This is a genomic window from Microbacterium endophyticum (assembly GCF_011047135.1).
GTDB lineage: Bacteria > Actinomycetota > Actinomycetes > Actinomycetales > Microbacteriaceae > Microbacterium > Microbacterium endophyticum.
Map to the genome: position 1 here is coordinate 670574 of NZ_CP049255.1, position 17900 is coordinate 688473.

16 protein-coding genes are annotated in these 17900 nt (G+C 61.8%); 6 read left to right on the plus strand and 10 right to left on the minus strand.

Going from position 1 to position 17900, the window contains the following annotated elements; all coding sequences use genetic code 11:
• Nucleotides 1-3: 3 nt before the first annotated feature.
• On the plus strand, nt 4-1155 hold the full coding sequence (locus G6N83_RS03175; protein WP_165139213.1) for a mannitol-1-phosphate 5-dehydrogenase: 1152 nt from the start codon (nt 4-6) through the stop codon (nt 1153-1155).
• A gap of 133 nt (nt 1156-1288) precedes the next feature.
• Here G6N83_RS03175 and G6N83_RS03180 read toward each other — a convergent pair whose 3' ends face one another.
• The 10 genes from G6N83_RS03180 to G6N83_RS03225 all read right to left on the minus strand — a co-directional run bounded on the left by G6N83_RS03180 (nt 1289) and on the right by G6N83_RS03225 (nt 12886).
• Nucleotides 1289-2182 carry a hypothetical protein gene (locus G6N83_RS03180; protein WP_165139215.1) on the minus strand — a complete coding sequence of 298 codons (894 nt, stop codon included), beginning with the start codon at nt 2180-2182 and terminating at the stop codon, nt 1289-1291.
• A 233-nt stretch (nt 2183-2415) separates the two neighbouring features.
• Nucleotides 2416-3531 (minus strand): adenosine deaminase, encoded by a 1116-nt coding sequence (locus tag G6N83_RS03185; RefSeq protein ID WP_165139217.1) that lies wholly within the window; start codon nt 3529-3531, stop codon nt 2416-2418.
• A gap of 48 nt (nt 3532-3579) precedes the next feature.
• Complete coding sequence (locus tag G6N83_RS03190) at nt 3580-4872, minus strand: thymidine phosphorylase (RefSeq protein ID WP_165139219.1); 1293 nt, start codon at nt 4870-4872, stop codon at nt 3580-3582.
• Entirely contained in the window at nt 4869-5270 is a 402-nt protein-coding gene (locus tag G6N83_RS03195) for a cytidine deaminase (protein ID WP_165139221.1), read from the minus strand. The genes G6N83_RS03190 and G6N83_RS03195 overlap by 4 nt, the downstream gene beginning before the upstream one ends.
• A gap of 26 nt (nt 5271-5296) precedes the next feature.
• A complete protein-coding gene (locus tag G6N83_RS03200; RefSeq protein ID WP_165139223.1) occupies nt 5297-6595 on the minus strand; it encodes an ABC transporter permease in 1299 nt (432 codons plus the stop codon).
• The gene (locus G6N83_RS03205; protein WP_165139225.1) at nt 6592-7902 is read right to left on the minus strand and encodes an ABC transporter permease; all 1311 of its coding nucleotides are present in this window, start codon (nt 7900-7902) and stop codon (nt 6592-6594) included. Before G6N83_RS03205 ends, G6N83_RS03200 begins: the two co-directional genes overlap by 4 nt.
• Nucleotides 7899-9419, minus strand: a complete 1521-nt coding sequence (locus G6N83_RS03210) for an ABC transporter ATP-binding protein (RefSeq protein WP_165139227.1) — start codon at nt 9417-9419, stop codon at nt 7899-7901. The genes G6N83_RS03205 and G6N83_RS03210 overlap by 4 nt, the downstream gene beginning before the upstream one ends.
• 74 nt (nt 9420-9493) lie before the next feature.
• Nucleotides 9494-10591, minus strand: a complete 1098-nt coding sequence (locus G6N83_RS03215) for a BMP family lipoprotein (RefSeq protein WP_165139229.1) — start codon at nt 10589-10591, stop codon at nt 9494-9496.
• Between the two features lie 196 nt (nt 10592-10787).
• On the minus strand, nt 10788-11777 hold the full coding sequence (locus G6N83_RS03220) for a nucleoside hydrolase (RefSeq protein WP_165139231.1): 990 nt from the start codon (nt 11775-11777) through the stop codon (nt 10788-10790).
• A complete protein-coding gene (locus G6N83_RS03225; RefSeq protein ID WP_165139233.1) occupies nt 11774-12886 on the minus strand; it encodes a mannose-1-phosphate guanylyltransferase in 1113 nt (370 codons plus the stop codon). Before G6N83_RS03225 ends, G6N83_RS03220 begins: the two co-directional genes overlap by 4 nt.
• Nucleotides 12887-13103: 217 nt before the next feature.
• On the opposite strand from G6N83_RS03225, the gene sdhC reads away from it, so the two are divergent.
• From sdhC to G6N83_RS03250, 5 genes are all read left to right on the plus strand, one after another.
• A complete protein-coding gene (gene sdhC / locus G6N83_RS03230; protein WP_167046838.1) occupies nt 13104-13538 on the plus strand; it encodes a succinate dehydrogenase, cytochrome b556 subunit in 435 nt (144 codons plus the stop codon).
• Nucleotides 13538-13987, plus strand: coding sequence for a succinate dehydrogenase hydrophobic membrane anchor subunit (locus tag G6N83_RS03235; RefSeq protein ID WP_165139237.1), 450 nt, complete (start codon nt 13538-13540; stop codon nt 13985-13987). The genes sdhC and G6N83_RS03235 overlap by 1 nt, the downstream gene beginning before the upstream one ends.
• A 42-nt stretch (nt 13988-14029) precedes the next feature.
• Entirely contained in the window at nt 14030-15835 is a 1806-nt protein-coding gene (sdhA, locus tag G6N83_RS03240) for a succinate dehydrogenase flavoprotein subunit (RefSeq protein WP_165139239.1), read from the plus strand.
• A complete protein-coding gene (locus G6N83_RS03245) occupies nt 15835-16614 on the plus strand; it encodes a succinate dehydrogenase iron-sulfur subunit (protein WP_165139241.1) in 780 nt (259 codons plus the stop codon). Before sdhA ends, G6N83_RS03245 begins: the two co-directional genes overlap by 1 nt.
• A 61-nt stretch (nt 16615-16675) precedes the next feature.
• Nucleotides 16676-17893, plus strand: coding sequence for a YihY/virulence factor BrkB family protein (locus G6N83_RS03250; RefSeq protein ID WP_165139243.1), 1218 nt, complete (start codon nt 16676-16678; stop codon nt 17891-17893).
• The last annotated feature ends 7 nt before the right edge of the window (nt 17894-17900 follow it).

A 17900-nucleotide genomic window follows, 5' to 3' on the forward strand; every position in this document is an offset into this window, starting at 1 on the left:
GCTATGAAGGCGGTTCATTTCGGCGCAGGCAACATCGGTCGAGGTTTCGTAGGTCTGCTTCTGCATGAGGGTGGATACGAGCTCGTATTCTCTGATGTGGCCGCTCCCCTTGTCGACGCGATCAACGCCGTCAACGAATACACGGTCCACGAGGTAGGTGCCGGCGGCGTCGACAAAACTGTCACCGGGTTTCGCGCAATCAACAGCGCCGAGCACCCCGACGAGGTCGCGGCCGAAATCGCCACGGCCGATGTCGTCACAACAGCTGTAGGCCCGACGATCCTTCGATTCGTCGCGCCGCTGCTCGTGCAGGGGCTTCGCGAACGCGATGCGAAGCTTTTGCCGCTCCAGGTCATGGCGTGTGAAAACGCGATCAACGCAACCGACGTCCTCGAATCTCTCGTGTGGGATGCCGCTGGCACCGACGCGGCAGGACTCGCCGAGCGCGTGGTGTTTGCCAATACCGCTGTGGACCGCATCGTTCCGGGGCAACCAGAGGGCGCCGGTGTCGATGTCACCGTGGAGCCGTTCTTCGAGTGGGCGATCGAACGCCCGGCGTTTGGCGACAACCCGCCGAACATCCCCGGCGCGCACTTCGTCGACGACCTCGCACCGTACATCGAGCGAAAGCTGTTCACCGTCAACACGGGGCACGCGACGACAGCGTATTTCGGCGCACAGGCAGGTATCGAGAAGATCTCGGATGCCCTCGCCGACCCCACCATCGGGGCACGCGTGGAGGCAGTCCTCGAGGAAACTTCGGCTCTGCTCGTTGCGAAACACGAGCTCGACCCCGAAGACCTCGCGGGATACCGCGCGCGAATCATTGACAGGTTCCGCAACCCAGCGCTGCCTGACACAGTTTGGCGGGTGGGACGACAGCCGTTGCGAAAGCTCTCTCGACACGAGCGCTTCATCGGTCCAGCCTCGCAAGCGATCGAACGAGGGCTTCCAGTTGACGCCCTCGTGGCGGCTGTGGCCGCGGCCCTGTCGTTCGACGACGATCAGGATGCCCAATCGGTCGAGATGCAGCAGCTTCTCGCCGACAACGACGCGGACGCGTTCACCGAGTCCGTCACGAGCCTTGACCCGGGGCATCCGCTCTTCGCCCGCGTGCGAGCCGTGGTCGCCGCACACCAGGAGTCCCAGCCCTAACCCACACGGCGGCACCCCCTGCGGGGCGCCCCGTGCGCGGCACCCCGTCTCCCGCACCCATGTCTCACTTATTCACGCTCAGCGAACGCTCGGGCTGAATATGTGAGACATGGGGTAGGGGCGGAGGGCGAACTCAGCCGCGCCAGCCGGCACGGCGAAGGGCCGTGCGCACCTTTTCGACAGCGGGCGCAGCGCCGTCACGCATGTGGTGATGAAGGATGCGGACTAGGTCCCAGCCTTCACTCCGCACATCGTCCCAGCGGTCGGCATCGCGGGCAAACTGGACCGAATCCTCCGCGTGCTGACGCCCGTCGTACTCGACGGCAACTCGATACTGTGGATACGCGCCATCGAGGCGGGCAACAAATCGTCCCGTGCCGTCGAATATCTCGAGATTGAGAATTGGCTCCGGAAGTCCAGCTCGGACGATTGCGAGCCGCAGTCGGGTTTCTTGAGGAGACTCGGATCCTTCACGAATGTCACCGCAAACAGCATCGAGCCGATTCCCTCGCATTCGCGATGCTTCACGTTGCAACTCATCGACCGACACAAGGCGCCGGTGCGGCGAAACGAGAAAGTCGGCCGCCGCGACCAGGTCGTCAGCTCGCCAAATCCGCGAAGCCTGTACCCAGGCGCGCACCGGATCTTCCACCGGGATGCCGTGCACCTCGCGTGTGAGCGGCATCCGCGTCTGCAGTCGGTGCCTCACGACGCCAGGAGTGCGCGGTGGGTACGACGGTCGGTGCACGGCGACGTGCACGCATGGCTGCCAGCCTCGAGGCGTCGGGGCTCCGTAGAGGGCGAGCGCGGTCTCAGAACTGAAGAATTGGCCCGCGCGTAACCGTGGCGCCAGCTGGGTACACAGCAGCAACAGTGCGTCGGGCACGGAGACGACGGCATCCGCCTGATCATGAGCCAGCGTACGAACGCCATGGAATGGGCGGGCAAACCTGGGACCGAAGAGTGCGCCTCGACCGATTCCGCCCTCAAGGCCTTGGCGGTAGGAAAAGGGTTGGGAAGTATCCACGGCTCAACCAAACCGAACGGCTTGCGAGCACGCGGCATCCGATCACACTTTGTGGATATCGCGCCTCACGACGCCCTTGTGCAGCGCCACCCACCCCACAAAGGTCTCAGTTGTGCAGGTTTTTCGCCCGGGAAAGCTGAATAGGTGAGACATGGGTGCGGATGGGGGCACAACTCGGCGGTACCGGCAGAGAGCGATAGGAGCGGTACTGCGCGGCAGGGGTGACGGAGGGCTTAGCGCTCGAAGCCCTCCGCGATGAGCTCGATGAGCTCTTCACGCTCTTCGACAGGCAAGAAGGCAGCGGCAGCCGCATTGAGCTGAAATGCTTGAAGATCATCGAGGTCGTAGTCGAAAGTCTGCGCCAGCAACACGAGCTCGCGCGTGAGTGACGTGCGGCTCATGGTGCGATTATCCACGTTGACCGTAACCGAGAACCCGAGCTGGTACAAAAGGTCGAACGGGTGATCCTCCAGCTGGGTCCCCCATGCCGAGATCGCTCCCGTTTGGAGGTTCGATGAGGGCGAGAGCTCAAGCGGAATCTCGCGGTCACGCACCCATCGAGCCACGTCACCGAACTGAACCGTGACCTCTTCGCCCGCACGCGAGACGACATCGAGATCCTCCGCGATGCGGACACCATGTCCGAGCCGCACGGCACGCCCGTCGATAAGGGCCGAGCGAATCGACTCGAGTCCGGCCGCTTCACCAGCGTGCACCGTCACGGGGAAGAAATTTTCTGCGAGGTAGTCGAACGCCTCGCGATGACGCGAAGGCAGGTAGCCGTCCTCAGCGCCGGCGATGTCGAACCCGACGACGCCAGAATCGCGGAATGCGACGGCGAGATGTGCGATCTCAAGCGAGCGGTCGGTGTGACGCATCGCGGTCAGAATCTGACCAACGCGGATGTCGTGACCAGCATCCTCGGCCGCGTCTTCGCCTTCCTCGATGCCTTCTTGTACGGCTTCGACCACTTCTTCGAGACTCATTCCACCGGCAAGATGCTGCTCGGGAGCCCACCTGACTTCGCCGTAGATCACGCCATCGTCGGCGAGATCCTCGACGAACTCCCGCGCGATGCGTGTCAGCGCCTCCGGGGTCTGCATGACAGCGACCGTCAGATCGAACGTCTTCAGGTATTCAGGGAGGGAACCCGAATCGCACGCGTCGGCAAACCAATCGGAAAGTGCATCGCCGTTGTCTTCTGGAAGTTCAACACCGGCGTCTTCTGCGAGTTCCACGATCGTGTCGGGGCGCACAGCACCGTCGAGGTGGTCGTGCAGCGACACCTTGGGAAGGCCCCGCACCGAAAGTCCTTGGACTCGGGCATCACCGTACTGATCGATGGGCATGAAAACCTCCAGGGTGATGTGAGAGGGGCGGGGATGAGGTGAGACGAACTACGCCGTGATGCGTTCGAGAACGAGCGGGCTGTTCGCGGGAACTGACCCTCCAATATCCCACGCTCCGTCCACTGCGGCCAATGCGCGTTCGAAACGCGCTCCATCATCCGCGCTCAAGGTGAACAGCGGGGATCCTTCTTCCACTGCGTCGCCGGGCTTAACATGAAGGTCGATTCCCGCAGCGTGCACGACAGGGTCTTCGGCACGGGCACGGCCAGCTCCGAGGCGCCATGCGGCGATTCCGAATGGCAGCGCGTCCATTCTCGTGATGACACCGGAGGTTGATGCGACGACAGTGTGGGTTTCTCGAGGAGTAGGGAGAGCGGCATCCGGATCACCGCCCTGCGCCGCGATCATGGCACGCCAAGAGTCCATTGCACGCCCATCAGCGAGCGCTGCTTCGACGTCAGCATCAGGCTGACCCGCAAGTGCGAGCATTTCTCTCGCAAGCGCGATAGTTAGCTCGATGACGTCTGCAGGTCCGCCTCCGGCAAGCACTTCGACCGACTCGCGCACTTCATTAGCATTGCCAATCGCACGTCCAAGCGGCGTATTCATGTCGGTGAGAAGCGCGGTAGTCGCAACACCCGAGTCGGTACCGAGTGCGACCATGGTGCGTGCAAGTTCACGCGCCTTCTCGACGTCGCGCATGAAAGCACCGGAACCGAACTTCACATCGAGCACGAGCGCCGACGTGCCTTCAGCGATCTTTTTCGACATGATGCTGGAGGCGATCAGCGGGATCGCTTCCACCGTTCCCGTCACATCGCGCAGGGCGTAGAGACGCTTGTCGGCGGGTGCCAAGCCCGAGCCTGCGGCGCAGATTACGGCGCCCACCTCACGCAACTGCGCTGTGAGTTCTTCGTTAGATAGTGCGGCACGCCATCCGGCAATTGACTCGAGCTTGTCGAGAGTGCCCCCCGTGTGCCCGAGACCACGTCCCGAGAGCTGAGGAACAGCAACTCCAAAGGATGCCACCAGCGGCGCAAGCGGCAGGGTGATCTTGTCTCCCACTCCCCCCGTCGAGTGCTTGTCGACGGTTGGTTTACCGAGACCGGCGAAACTCATTCGTTCCCCCGAAGCGATCATCGCCGCGGTCATGACGCGGATCTCGTCGCGGCCCATACCGTTGAGGAGCACCGCCATGGCAAACGATGACATCTGCGCATCGGAGACGTAACCGCGGGTGAACGCATCGATCATCCACCGGAGCGCGTCTTCCGCGACGGGGCCCCCATCGCGCTTGGCGCGAATGATATCTACTGCGTCAAAGGCCTCGACTGCGCTCACCGCGAATACTCTTCGAGATCGCGCGGGCCGAAGGCATCCGGGAGCACCTCGTCGATGGTGCGGATACCGGACACTGTCTCAAGCAGCATTCCCGGCAGGGCGAATTCGTTGAGCAGCTGACGGCAGCGGCCACACGGCATGATGGTCTGCTCGTCGCCGTTGACGCACACGAACGCAACCAGCTGGCCGCCACCGCTCATGTGCAGGTCTCCGACGAGCGCGCACTCGGCACACAGTCCCACGCCGTACGACGCGTTCTCGACGTTGCAGCCTGAGACGATGCGTCCATCGCTCACGAGAGCTGCGGCACCCACCTTGTAGCGCGAGTACGGCGCATAAGCACGCCGCATGGCCTCGGATGCTGCAACCCGCAGTTCATCCCAGTCGATGTCTGTCACGCGATCACCCTTTCACTTGGCGAGCGTTAGCCCTTGATGTACGGTGTTCCGGCCGCCGCAGGACCGCGCACTTTTCCGACGAGACCTGCCACCGCAAAAATGGTGATCACGTAGGGCAGCATGAGCATGAACTCGCTGGGCACCGGGGAGCCGATGATCCCGAGCGTGTTTTGCAGGTTCGACGCGAAGCCGAACAGAAGTGCTGCAAGCGTTGCTTTGATCGGGTCCCATTGGCCAAAGATGACGGCAGCCAAGGCGATGAATCCCGCGCCGGCTGTCATCTCTTTATTGAACGCACCGACGGATCCGAGCGTGAAGAATGCGCCACCGACGCCGGCGATCGCGCCAGCAAGCGAGACGTTCCAGAAACGGGTGCGTGCGACATTGATTCCGACGGTATCGGCCGCTTGCGGGTGTTCTCCGACTGCGCGAAGACGCAAGCCCCATCTTGTGTGGAACAGACCGATGTACACGGCAATGACAGCGACGTACATCAGATAAACAATGATCGTCTGCCGGAAGAACATCGGGCCGATGAGCGGAATGTCTCCGAGGATCGGAATCTCGATGCGCGCGAATCGTGGTGGCGAGTTGAGTGTTTCAGCGTTGGGAGCCAGCACTTGCGAAAACAAGAAGCTCGTCAGTCCGATGACCAGCACGTTCAGCACGACACCGACGATCACCTGTTCCACGAAGTATTTGATGGTGAACGCCGCGAGTACGAACGACACGAGCACGCCCGCCACTCCGGCGGCTAGCAGCCCGATATAGGGGTTTCCGGTCGCGGTCGCGACCACTGCCGAAGTGAACGCACCCGCAAGCAGCTGGCCCTCGATCGCAATGTTGACAACACCGACCCGCTCGCTCAGAACGCCACAGAGTGCACCGTAGATGAGCGGTACTGAGAGGCTGAGCGCACCGGTGAGCAAACCCGGCAATGGGATGACGTGGATAGATGCTCCCGCCGCTGCCCACGCGAGAAATCCGGTGAGGAAGAAGACCGCGAAAATGACCATGAGCCACAGCGGTACGCGGCGTTTTTCCCGCACGAGGAGCCCCGAGATTGCCGTGATGAGAGCAAGAACGACGACAACGATGATGCCCGTGACCAGGCCGTTCAGTGTGATCGACGGCAGCTGAACGATGTCAGCGGTGTCAGAGATGCGAAATACGGCTTCGCCGTCTGTTCCGGCAAGGATGAAGAGTACGAAGGCAAGGACCGTGATCGCGGCGAATGCAATCGGCGCCTTCCAACTCACAACGATCGTCGTGGCGAGACGATTCTTCGATGAGGGATTCTCTCGTTCTGCGGTGATGGTCGTCATTTCACCGACGCCCCTTTCGTGAGAGCGCGACGTCGTTTCTTCGGTGCGGCGCCCGGGGTCGGAAGGCGAAAGATCGCACGGACGAGAGGCGGCGCGGCGATGAATAGCACGATGAGCGACTGCACCACGAGCACAATATCGATCGGCACGCCCTCGGCTGCCTGCATCCCGAATCCGCCGGCTTTGAAGGCGCCGAACAGGATCCCAGCGATCAACACACCGATGGGGGTTGAGCGCCCGAGGAGCGCCACTGTGATGGCATCGAAGCCGATACCCGAATCAATCCCACTCGAGAAACCGGTTGTGACCGTGCCTAGCACCTGGCTGACTCCGGCAAGACCGACGAGAGCCCCAGAAATCAACATGCCGTAGACGTACATCGCTTTCACGTTGATTCCGGCGACCCGAGCGGCATTCGGGTTCTCGCCGACGGCCCGAAACTGGAAGCCGAGCGAAGAACGGTTCAAAATCCACCAGACCACGACAACGCTCAAGAGCGCGAGGATGAAGCCGAAGTGCAGGCTGTACGAAGATCCGAGCAGTTCCGGAAAAACCGCAGTGTCTGCCATTGCCGGGGTCTTCGGGTTACTCGAACCCGGCGCTTGCAAGAGCCCCGGCGTGCGAAGCATCCAGCTGACGAGGTAGAACGCGATGTAGTTGAGCATGATCGTCACGATCACCTCGTGTGCACCGGTGCGTGCCTTCAGGAGACCTGCAATACCCGCCCAGGCGGCGCCCGCGACGAGACCGGCTAGAAGGGCCACAACCATGTGGACGCCCCAGGGAAGATCGACGGCGAACGCCACCCAGCCGGCGGCGGCCGAAGCGACGAGCATCTGACCTCGGCCACCGATGTTGAACATACCTACGCGGAACGCGAGCGCGACACCGAGTCCGGCGGCGATCAACGGTGTGGCGAACGTCAGCGTCTCGGTTAGCGGCCGGATGCCGGCGGCGAAAGTGTCGGCGTTCACGTTGTAGATCGAGCCTCGGAAGAACGCGCCGTAAGCCCCGGCGACAGATGTCCAGATCGCGGTGAGCGTATCGAGGGGGCGAGCGAAGAAGTAACCCGCCGCCTCCTGCACGTTTTCGTCGGTCGCCGCGATCATGACGGCACCAACAATCAGCGCCAGCACAACGGCGAGGAATGAAATAGCGACGTTTCCGGTTGTGATCTCACGAAGAGCTCGGCCCCAACGGCTCTCTTCCGGCACTTCCGGTCGCGAACCAGTCGCACCAGAAACGGCTGCGGCGTTGGCGGGTGACTCGATGGCCACGTCGGCGTCGTTGTTGCTCTGGTCGCTCATGCCGCGGCCCCTTCGGTGTTCGGCGTCTCGCCAGCCATCATGAGGCCGAGCACGTTTCTGGGCGTGTCACCCGGGACAATTCCGACGACCTTGCCGCGATACATCACCATAATGCGATCAGCGAGCGCCAGCACCTCGTCGAGTTCTGTCGACACGACGACAACCGGTACCCCCGCGTCGCGCTCAGCGACGATCTGCTTGTGGATGAATTCGATCGAGCCGACGTCCACGCCTCGCGTGGGTTGCGCGGCCACAAGGAGGCGCAGTTCGCGACTCAGTTCGCGCGCCAAGACCACTTTTTGCTGATTTCCGCCTGACAGCCGCCCGACGGGAGTCTCAGCGGATGGCGTTCGTACATCGAATTCCGCGATCTTCTCGCGTGCGAAATCGGCGAGATAGGAAAGCTGAAGAGTTCCGGACTTCACGAACGGAGCCCCATCGGCGCGATCGAGCATCAGGTTCTCGGCGATGCTGAACTCGCCAACGAGTCCGTCTTCTTTGCGATCTTCAGGCACGAAGCCGACGCCAGCATCGAGGATCTTTCGCACGCTTTGACCACGAAAGTCGACACCGTCGAGCTTGATGCTGCCCTCGACGCGGTCCTGCAAACCTACGAGGGCTTCGGTGAGTTCGGTCTGACCGTTGCCCTGCACGCCCGCTACGGCGAGAATTTCGCCGCGGCGCACCTCGAAGTTGACATCGTTGACGACGAGTTGCCCAGCTGGATCGATCACGGTGAGACCGGTGACAACGAGAGCTGCGTCACCCGGCGTCGCCGGCTTCTTCTGCACCGTGAGTTCGACGGAACGACCCACCATGAGCGATGCCAGCTCGGCATTCGTGGCGGTTGGCTCAGCCTCGCCCACGACCTTTCCGAGTCGGATGACGGTGATTCGGTCTGCCACTTCGCGTACTTCACGCAGCTTGTGGGTGATGAAGACAATTGAGGTGCCCGACGCTTTGAGCTGGCGCATGATCGCCATGAGTTCATCAGTTTCGCGAGGCGTCAGCACCGCTGTCGGCTCATCAAAAACGAGCACCTTCGCATCGCGAGCAAGCGCCTTGATGATTTCGACTCGCTGCTGCACTCCCACCGGGAGATCATCCACAAGCGCGTCGGGATCGACATCGAACCCGAACCGATCCGAAATTTCACGAACCTTCGCCCGCGCTGCGGGAAGATCAAGGCGTCCACCGAAACGCGTCTCTTCATGACCCAGCATCACGTTCTCGGCAACTGTGAAGACCGGGATCAGCATGAAGTGCTGATGGACCATGCCGATGCCCGAGCGCATTGCGTCTCCGGGGCCGGCGAAACGCTGCACTTCGTCATCGAGGACGATATCGCCGCCGTCAGCCTGATACAGGCCGTAAAGCACGTTCATGAGAGTGGACTTGCCGGCACCATTTTCGCCAAGCAAGCAGTGGATCTCACCGGCCTCGACAGTGAGGTCAATGTGGTCGTTGGCAACCAAAGATCCGAAAGTCTTGGTAATGCCGCGGAGTTCGAGCTTCATGTTTACCGATTCTAGTTCTCGCGGAATGAGAGGAGGGGAGGCCGGCTCCGCCGACCTCCCCTCCTCAGATATGACTACGAAGCCAAGTACGAGTCGACGGTGATGTCTCCGTCGATGATCGACTGCTTCAGCTCGTCGAGCTTGCTCGACAGGTCGGCCGGGACGTTGGCCTCCCAGTCGTGGAAGGGCGCAATTCCGACGCCCTCGTTTTCGAGCGTTCCGATGAACGGAGTCGAGTCGAAGTCGCCGTTGCCGGCGGCAGTGATCGTGTCGTAAACACCCACGTCGATGCCCTTGAGGATCGACGTCAACAGGAGCGAGGCAACCGACGGGTCGGTCTCGTACACGTCAGCGTCAGTTCCGATGAGGGCGATGTTCTTGCCCGAGTCTTCGATCGCCGCTGCGGCCGACTGGTAGATCGGGCCTCCGACGGGAAGGATGACGTCCGCGTTCTGGTCGATGAGACCCTGCGCGATCTGGCGTGCACCGTCGTTGGCCTCGAAACCGCCGGTGAACGATCCATCCTGAGCGGCGCTGTCCCAACCGATGACCTGAACGTCAGTGGAGTTCTCATCGTTGTAGTACGTCACGCCCTGGGCGAAGCCGTCCATGAAGATCGTGACGGTCGGGAAGTTCATTCCACCGAACGTTCCGACGACGCCAGTCTGCGTGACGCCAGCCGACAGGTAGCCCGCGAGGAACGCGGCCTGAGCGGTGTCAAAGATGATGGGCTTGATGTTCGAGGAGTCGGTCTCGCCGTCGCCGTCGATGTCGACGATGTCGTCGATCGAGACGTACTCGATGTCGGGGTTAGCCGCTGCCGATTCAGCAGCCGCGTCAGCGAGTGCGAACCCGACCGTAATGATCGTGTTGCAGCCCTGGTCGACCAAGCCCTGGACGTTCGATGCGTAGTCGGTCTCTGTCGCCGACTCCACAGTCTTGGCCTCGACGCCGAGCTCGTCTGCCGCTTTCATCAGGCCGTCGTATCCGAGCTGGTTGAACGACTTGTCGTCAAACCCACCGAAGTCCGAAACCATGCAGGGCAGGTAATCGCTCGCGCTCGCTTCGCCGCTAGCCGATGTCTCAGGTGCGGAACCGCACCCTGCGAGCAGTACGCTCGCGCTGGCGATTGCCAGGCCACCCAAAATGGCCTTTCTCGTCGTCTTCGTCACTGGAGTCCTCCCGTAAAAACTGCTGTGTCCCCCGACCAATTCGGAGTGAACGGTGTCACGTTACCTAATGTTGCGCTGGTGAACAGTGCCCAAAGAAGGTACGCAACGCAATGGTTACAAATCCGTCGCATAGCTGCCTCACGGCGAAACCCAGGTTTACGTGCAGTGACGCCCGGTATCACGCTCCGGAGCCAGGCTAGAGCCCTGTGACCGCACCGGAGGGAGCAATATCGAGCGCGAGCATCTGCACGATCAGGCGGTAGAAGCCCGCGGCATCCGCTTTTTCGATCACACGCGCGTTGGGCGTCAATCCGTGCACTCCCCACGACATCGCTGAGTACCCCCGGGTGAGCTCCGAGCCGGTCTCGACGTCGACCGCGTACTGACTCGCCGACACGATCAGTTCCGGATGCAGCAACACAGCCGCCGTGAGCGAGTCGGGGTGCGTCGACCCCGCGATGCCGACTGACTCGTCGAACTCTCGCGTCGTCGCAATGATCCGCGTAAAGAAGCGTGCGAGCGGGGTTCCGATTCGCTCGATTTCGTCGGCCTGTTCACGCGAGAACACCGCATCTTCGAGAGACAACGGATGCCACGGCACCACCGTGATGTCGTCGAACCCGGCCGCAAATACTGCCTTTGCCGCCTCGGGGTCAACGTAGAAGTTGTATTCCGCAGCAGCAGTGATGTTGCCGCGCCCGTTGTTGGAGCCGCCCATGATGTAGAGCTCGCCGACGTTCCCTACGAAGTCAGGATCCTTCACGAGTGCTGTCGCGATATTGGTCAATGGCCCGATGCACACGATTCGCAGTGTGCCGGGTGCCTCTGCTGCCAACCTGATGAGCGCGTCGACAGCGTGCTCACCGTCGATCGTGGACGCCTCGTCCTGGAGCTCGACGCCTCCGGTGCCATCACCGTGCACTTCTTCGGCCGAGATCCATTCCCGCACGAGGGGCCGGCGGCATCCCAGATGAATCGGCACCTCGCCGGAGCGTCCTGCCATCGCCAGGGTGAGTTGCGCGTTTGTCGTCTGCTGATCAAAGCCGACGTTCCCGGCAACCATCGTGATTGCTTTGAGCTCTGCTGCTGGGTCGAGCAACCCGAGGAGTAGAGCGACGCAGTCGTCTTGAGCCGTGTCGGTGTCGATGACGAGTGGAATGCGATCGCGACCTACCGAACCGGTCATAGAACGTCGCCGCGGCCGGTGAGCTTGAGCGCGTCAACAACGCCCTTTACTCGCTGAGCGTGAGCACTCGTTGTGACGAGAAGCGCATCCTCGGTGTCGACGACCACAATGTCTTGCACGCCGATGACGCTGATCACTCGGCTCGTCTGAGAGACGACGATGCCGCTCGAAGCATCTGCCAGGACACGCGCATTGCCTCCGAGAATGGCCAGCTCTCCACGCCCGCGCGAGTTGAGCTTTGCAAGGCTCGCGAAGTCGCCGACGTCATCCCAGTCGAAATGGCCAGGAATGACGGCGAGTCGCCCTTTCTCGGCTGCCGGTTCCGCAACGACATAGTCGATAGCGATCTTTTCGAGCGTGGGCCAGATGCGGTCGACAGCGGGCCCACGCGCATCGCGGTCATCCCACGCGGCGGCGAGCTCGATCAACCCGGCGTGGAGCGCGGGATTGTTTGCTTCGATTTCGGCAAGCAGCACATCAGCACGAGCGATGAACATCCCCGCGTTCCAGAGATAGGAGCGGTCTGCGAAGTAGGTTTGTGCGGTTTCGAAGTCAGGCTTCTCGACGAACCGCTCAACCAGCGCCGCCTCGGGCGCGCCATCGACGTCGAGTTCGCTGCCCTTCTTGATGTAGCCGAAACCCACCGAGGCCTCGCTCGGCTGGATACCGATCGTGCAGATATAACCAGCGCGTGCCACGTCGACGGCCTGCTGCACGGCGAACTCGAAAGTGCGCGTGCCATGGATCACGTGGTCTGCGGCGAACGAACCGATGATGACGTCAGGCTCTCGTCGCACCAAAATCGCGGCGGCAAGTCCAATCGCAGCGGCGGATTCGCGCGGCTCTGATTCCAGGATGACGTTCTTATCGGCGATGTCTGGTAGTTCACGCTCTACTGCGGCACGGTGGGCACGTCCCGTGACGACCGCGATCCGGTCCTCGCCACTCAACGGCGCCAGGCGATCCCAGGTATCGCGCAAGAGCGTCTGCCCGGACCCGGTGAGGTCATGCAGGAATTTCGGTGCGTCCGCGCGCGAGAGCGGCCAGAGTCTGCTGCCGATACCGCCTGCGGGGATAACCGCGTAGAAGTCCGTGATTGGGTGTGCCATGCCGACAGCGTATCGCCGTCGCGTAACGCACCCATGACGGCGACATGACGAGGGGCCGAAGCCGAGATATCTCGACATCGAGATACTAAGGCTCGCCTTCCTCGCCGGGTGGCTTATGCGCGAATATGATTGCCGGAGCGCCCGAGTGACGCTCGGGAGCCTCGGCTCCTGTGGGGCAAAGCTCGCCCCGCCCCTGTTTCGTTCAAGGAGGACGATCGTGTCTGCACCCGCACGCGTCACACCAGATGTCTCCGTCACAACGTCGAAAGTTCCTCGTGGCACCCTGTACCGCGGCAACGAGGGCATGTGGTCGTGGGTTCTGCACCGCATCACCGGCGTGGCGATTTTTTTCTTCCTGCTGGTCCACATCCTCGACACGGCGCTGATTCGCGTATCGCCAGAGGCGTACAACGCGGTGATCGGCACCTATAAGAATCCGATCATGGGCATTGGCGAGGTCTTCCTTGTCGCAGCGATTGCGTACCACGCATACAACGGGCTGCGCATCATCGTCGTAGATTTCTGGGCGAAGGGTGCTCGATACCAACGGCAGTTGTGGTGGGGAGTTCTCGCCGTCTGGGCGGTAACCATGCTGGGCTTCGCCCCGCGCCATCTCATCAATGTTTTCGCTGAGATGGGAGGAGGTCACTGATGACTGCTCCCGCTCTCGCCGATCCCCGCTCCTCTTTCGCGGGCCCTCGTAAGCGCAGCCGCAATCTCGAGAAAATCGGCTGGCTGTACATGCGCGGCTCGGGAATCATTCTCGTGGTGCTGATCTTTGGACACCTGTTCGTCAACCTGATGCTCGGTGACGGCATCCACGGCATCGACTTCGCGTTCGTCGCAGGAAAACTTGCATCGCCGTTCTGGCAGTGGTGGGACGTCCTCATGCTGTGGCTTGCGCTCATTCACGGCGGCAACGGCATGCGCACCATCGTGAACGACTACGTCACGCACAACACGCCGCGACGCATTTTGATCTGGGCGATCTGGATCACTGCTGGTTTCCTGATTCTGCTCGGAACCCTCGTCGTGTTCACCTTTGACCCTTGCATCGGCGTCACCAACACCAGCACCCTGTGGGAAGCCTGCCAGGCCTGAGCCTGAGCGCGCCCGCGACAACGAAACGAAAGCATCTAACACGTGAGCACCGAAAGCACGGATAGCGTCGTGAAAGACGGCGTGCATTACCACCAGTTCGACATCGTCATCGTGGGCGCCGGAGGCGCTGGGATGCGTGCCGCGATTGAAGCGGGCCCGGGCGCAAAGACGGCGGTCATTTCGAAGCTCTACCCGACCCGATCGCACACCGGAGCCGCACAGGGCGGCATGGCAGCAGCCCTCGCGAACGTCGAGGAAGACTCATGGGAGTGGCACACCTTCGACACTGTCAAGGGTGGCGACTACCTGGTCGACCAGGATGCCGCCGAGATCCTTGCCCGCGAAGCGATCGATGCTGTCATCGACCTCGAGAACATGGGGCTGCCCTTCAACCGCACTCCGGACGGCAAGATCGACCAGCGCCGTTTCGGTGGCCACACCGCCGACCACGGTAAGACTCCGGTTCGCCGCGCCTGCTACGCCGCGGACCGCACCGGCCACATGATTTTGCAGACGCTCTTTCAGAACTGCGTCAAACTCGGCATCAACTTCTTCAACGAGTTCTACGTCCTCGATCTTCTGACGACGACCGAAGACGACGGCTCGACCAAGGTGTCGGGCGTCGTGGCGTACGAGCTCGCCACCGGCGATCTGCACGTTTTCCAGGCGAAGGCGATCATCTTCGCCACCGGCGGTTTCGGCAAGATCTTCAAGACGACGTCGAATGCCCACACTCTCACCGGCGACGGCGTCGGCATCGTATGGCGCAAGAAGCTACCGCTCGAAGACATGGAGTTTTTCCAGTTCCACCCGACAGGTCTTGCGGGTCTCGGCATCCTGCTCACTGAGGGTGCACGCGGTGAAGGTGCCATTTTGCGAAACGCCTCCGGTGAACGCTTCATGGAACGCTACGCACCCACGATCAAAGACCTTGCACCCCGTGACATCGTCAGCCGCTGCATGGTGCAAGAAGTCGCCGAGGGTCGCGGCGGCGGCCCCCACAAGGACTATGTCTTCCTCGACTGCACCCACTTGGGCGCCGAGGTTCTCGAGACGAAGCTTCCCGATATCACTGAGTTCGCGCGCACCTACCTGGGCGTTGACCCCGTCGTTGAGCCGGTGCCGGTGATGCCGACGGCGCACTACGCAATGGGTGGAATCCCCACCAACAACGATGCCGAAGTACTCAGCAGCAACACAACCGTCGTGCCGGGTCTTTACGCAGCCGGCGAATGCGCGTGCGTTTCAGTGCACGGCTCAAACCGCCTGGGCACCAACTCGCTCCTCGACATCAACGTCTTCGGCAAGCGTGCCGGCAAGAACGCTGTTGAATATGTCAAGACCGCCGAGTTCGTTCCGCTTCCAGAGGACCCGGCCAAGGAAGTGCGTGAGCTCATCGAGGGTTTGCGCAACAACGCGGGCACCGAGCGCATCGCAGTGCTTCGCAAGACGCTTCAAGAAGAAATGGACCGCAAGGCCCAGGTCTTCCGCACCGACCAGTCCTTGAGTGAAGTCATGACCGTAATTGAAGAGTTGCGCGAGCGCTACCTCAACGTACGCGTCGATGACAAGGGCAAGCGGTTCAACACCGACCTACTCGAGGCGGTGGAGCTCGGTTTCTTGCTCGACATCGCCGAAGTTGTTGTTGTGGCTGCCCGCAACCGCAAAGAAAGTCGCGGTGGCCACATGCGCGACGACTACCCCACGCGTGACGACGAGAACTACATGCAGCACACCATGTCGTATCTTTCGGGTGACCCGCACTCGTCACACCCCGAGGACCACATCAGGTTGGACTGGAAACCGGTCGTTATCACCCGGTACCAGCCAATGGAGAGGAAGTACTGATGTCTGCAGCTCTCGTAGAACCGGAAGCCCCCAAAGCTCCCGACGCCGCCGAAGACACCGGCATCCAGTCGTTCCTCGTCACCTTCATCGTGCGCCGGTTCAACCCGGAACTCGACTCGGAGCCCCACTGGGTTGACTACGACGTCGAGGTCTACTCGACCGACCGCGTGCTCGATGCGTTGCACAAAATCAAGTGGGAGGTCGACGGTTCCCTCACGTTCCGTCGCTCGTGCGCCCACGGCATCTGCGGCTCCGATGCGATGCGCATCAACGGACGCAACCGCCTCGCGTGCAAGACGCTCATCAAAGACCTCGACATCTCGAAGCCCGTGTATGTCGAGGCGATCAAGGGCTTGCCGCTAGAAAAAGACCTTGTCGTCGACATGGAACCGTTCTTCGCGTCATTCCGCGAGGTGCAGCCCTTCCTGATCTCGAATCAGGCTCCGGAAAAGGGCAAAGAGCGTATCCAGTCGGTCGCGAACCGTGAGATCTTCGACGACACCACAAAGTGCATCCTGTGCGCTGCGTGCACTTCGTCATGCCCCGTGTTCTGGACCGACGGACAGTACTTCGGCCCGGCAGCGATCGTCAACGCTCACCGGTTCATCTTCGACTCCCGCGATGACGCAGCAGATGTGCGCCTCGACATCCTCAACGACAAAGAGGGTGTGTGGCGCTGCCGCACCACCTTCAACTGCACCGAGGCGTGCCCCCGCGGCATCGAGGTCACGAAGGCCATCGCCGAGGTCAAGCAGGCCGTGCTGCGCGGCAAGCGCTGAGACACGGATGCCGTTCGGCTCACGCTGAGCGTGTGGCATCCGTGCTGGATATCCTGGCACCGTGGCACAAAGACGAACTCCCGCGGATCTCCCCTCATCGGGGACCTCACCCGATGAGGAGACAGAGGATTCTTTGCGCGCCCGCTGGGAGGCGAGCCTTCGCGAACGTTTCGATGAGCCAATCGAGCGCGCCACCGAATTAACGAGACAGACTCTCGGATGGTTCCCCATTCGGGTCTGGCGACATTTTCTCCAGCACAACGGTTTTCTTCTCGCAGCCGGCGTCAGCTATCAATCACTCTTCACGATCTTCGCGGTCATCTACCTCGCGTTTGCCGTCGCGGGGCTGTGGCTGGGCGGGAGCCCGGACTCCATCGAGTGGCTCATCGATCTCATCAACCGGTACATCCCCGATCTGATCAGCGAGAACGGCCTCGCCACCCCCGACCAGGTCTCGGCCATTGCCACCACCAGCGGCAGCACTCTTCTTGCAACGGGTGGAATCGCGCTCGTCGTCGCCATCTGGACCTCCATCGGGTTCGTCACTTACACCCGGCGAGCAGTTCGTGACACGTTCGGGTTGCCCTACGACAACCGCAGCTACCTCCTCCTCAAAGCGCGTGATCTCTTTGCGGCTCTCATCTTCGGCGTCGCGCTCATTGCGGGTGCGATCCTTGCCAACCTCGCCACCTGGGCGTTGCGGGCGGTGGTTTCTCTCGTCGGGATCGACACCGCGGCGCTGTGGTCCCAACTAGGTGTGCGGGGAGTCTCCCTCATCGTCGCGTTCATCATCAACGCGGCGGCACTCGCGGCGCTCTTTCGTTTTCTGACGGGAACGAGCTTGCGGTGGCGTCGCATCTGGCCAGGATCATTGATCGGCGGCGGCGCCATCGTCGTTCTCCAGATCGGCGCGGGCCTCCTCCTCAGCTACTCCCCCAGCAATCCACTGCTGGCGACCTTCGCCATCTTCGTCGGATTTCTGTTGTGGTTTCGGCTGAACGGCGTTGTCATTTTGGTCGCGGGCGCGTGGATTGCCGTCGCGACGACTGATCGAGATCTCCCCCTCATCGAAGAGTCGGAGTTGGAGCGGGAACGGCGTGAGCATGCAGCGCTTACTATTGCCGCTGAGATTCGCGTTCGACAGGCTCGTGCTGCAGCGGAGCGTGCCCGTTGGTGGAAACGCGTGCGTGCAGAGCGTGATCTTCGCCGGGCGCTCCTGGCACAGGATGAGCTCGAAGCGTCGGCACCTCCGCCGCGAAAAGCGCGCTTCCTGGACTAGCGTCCGA

Bases quoted from the DNA above. Each gene is read 5' to 3' on its own strand.
- G6N83_RS03175 (WP_165139213.1), top strand. From the start codon at position 4: ATGAAGGCGGTTCATTTCGGCGCAGGCAACATCGGTCGAGGTTTCGTA.
- G6N83_RS03185 (WP_165139217.1), bottom strand. From the start codon at position 3,531: ATGCCCATCGATCAGTACGGTGATGCCCGAGTCCAAGGACTTTCGGTG.
- G6N83_RS03200 (WP_165139223.1), bottom strand. From the start codon at position 6,595: ATGACGACCATCACCGCAGAACGAGAGAATCCCTCATCGAAGAATCGT.
- G6N83_RS03205 (WP_165139225.1), bottom strand. From the start codon at position 7,902: ATGAGCGACCAGAGCAACAACGACGCCGACGTGGCCATCGAGTCACCC.
- G6N83_RS03210 (WP_165139227.1), bottom strand. From the start codon at position 9,419: ATGAAGCTCGAACTCCGCGGCATTACCAAGACTTTCGGATCTTTGGTT.
- G6N83_RS03220 (WP_165139231.1), bottom strand. From the start codon at position 11,777: ATGACCGGTTCGGTAGGTCGCGATCGCATTCCACTCGTCATCGACACC.
- G6N83_RS03225 (WP_165139233.1), bottom strand. From the start codon at position 12,886: ATGGCACACCCAATCACGGACTTCTACGCGGTTATCCCCGCAGGCGGT.
- G6N83_RS03235 (WP_165139237.1), top strand. From the start codon at position 13,538: ATGACTGCTCCCGCTCTCGCCGATCCCCGCTCCTCTTTCGCGGGCCCT.
- G6N83_RS03245 (WP_165139241.1), top strand. From the start codon at position 15,835: ATGTCTGCAGCTCTCGTAGAACCGGAAGCCCCCAAAGCTCCCGACGCC.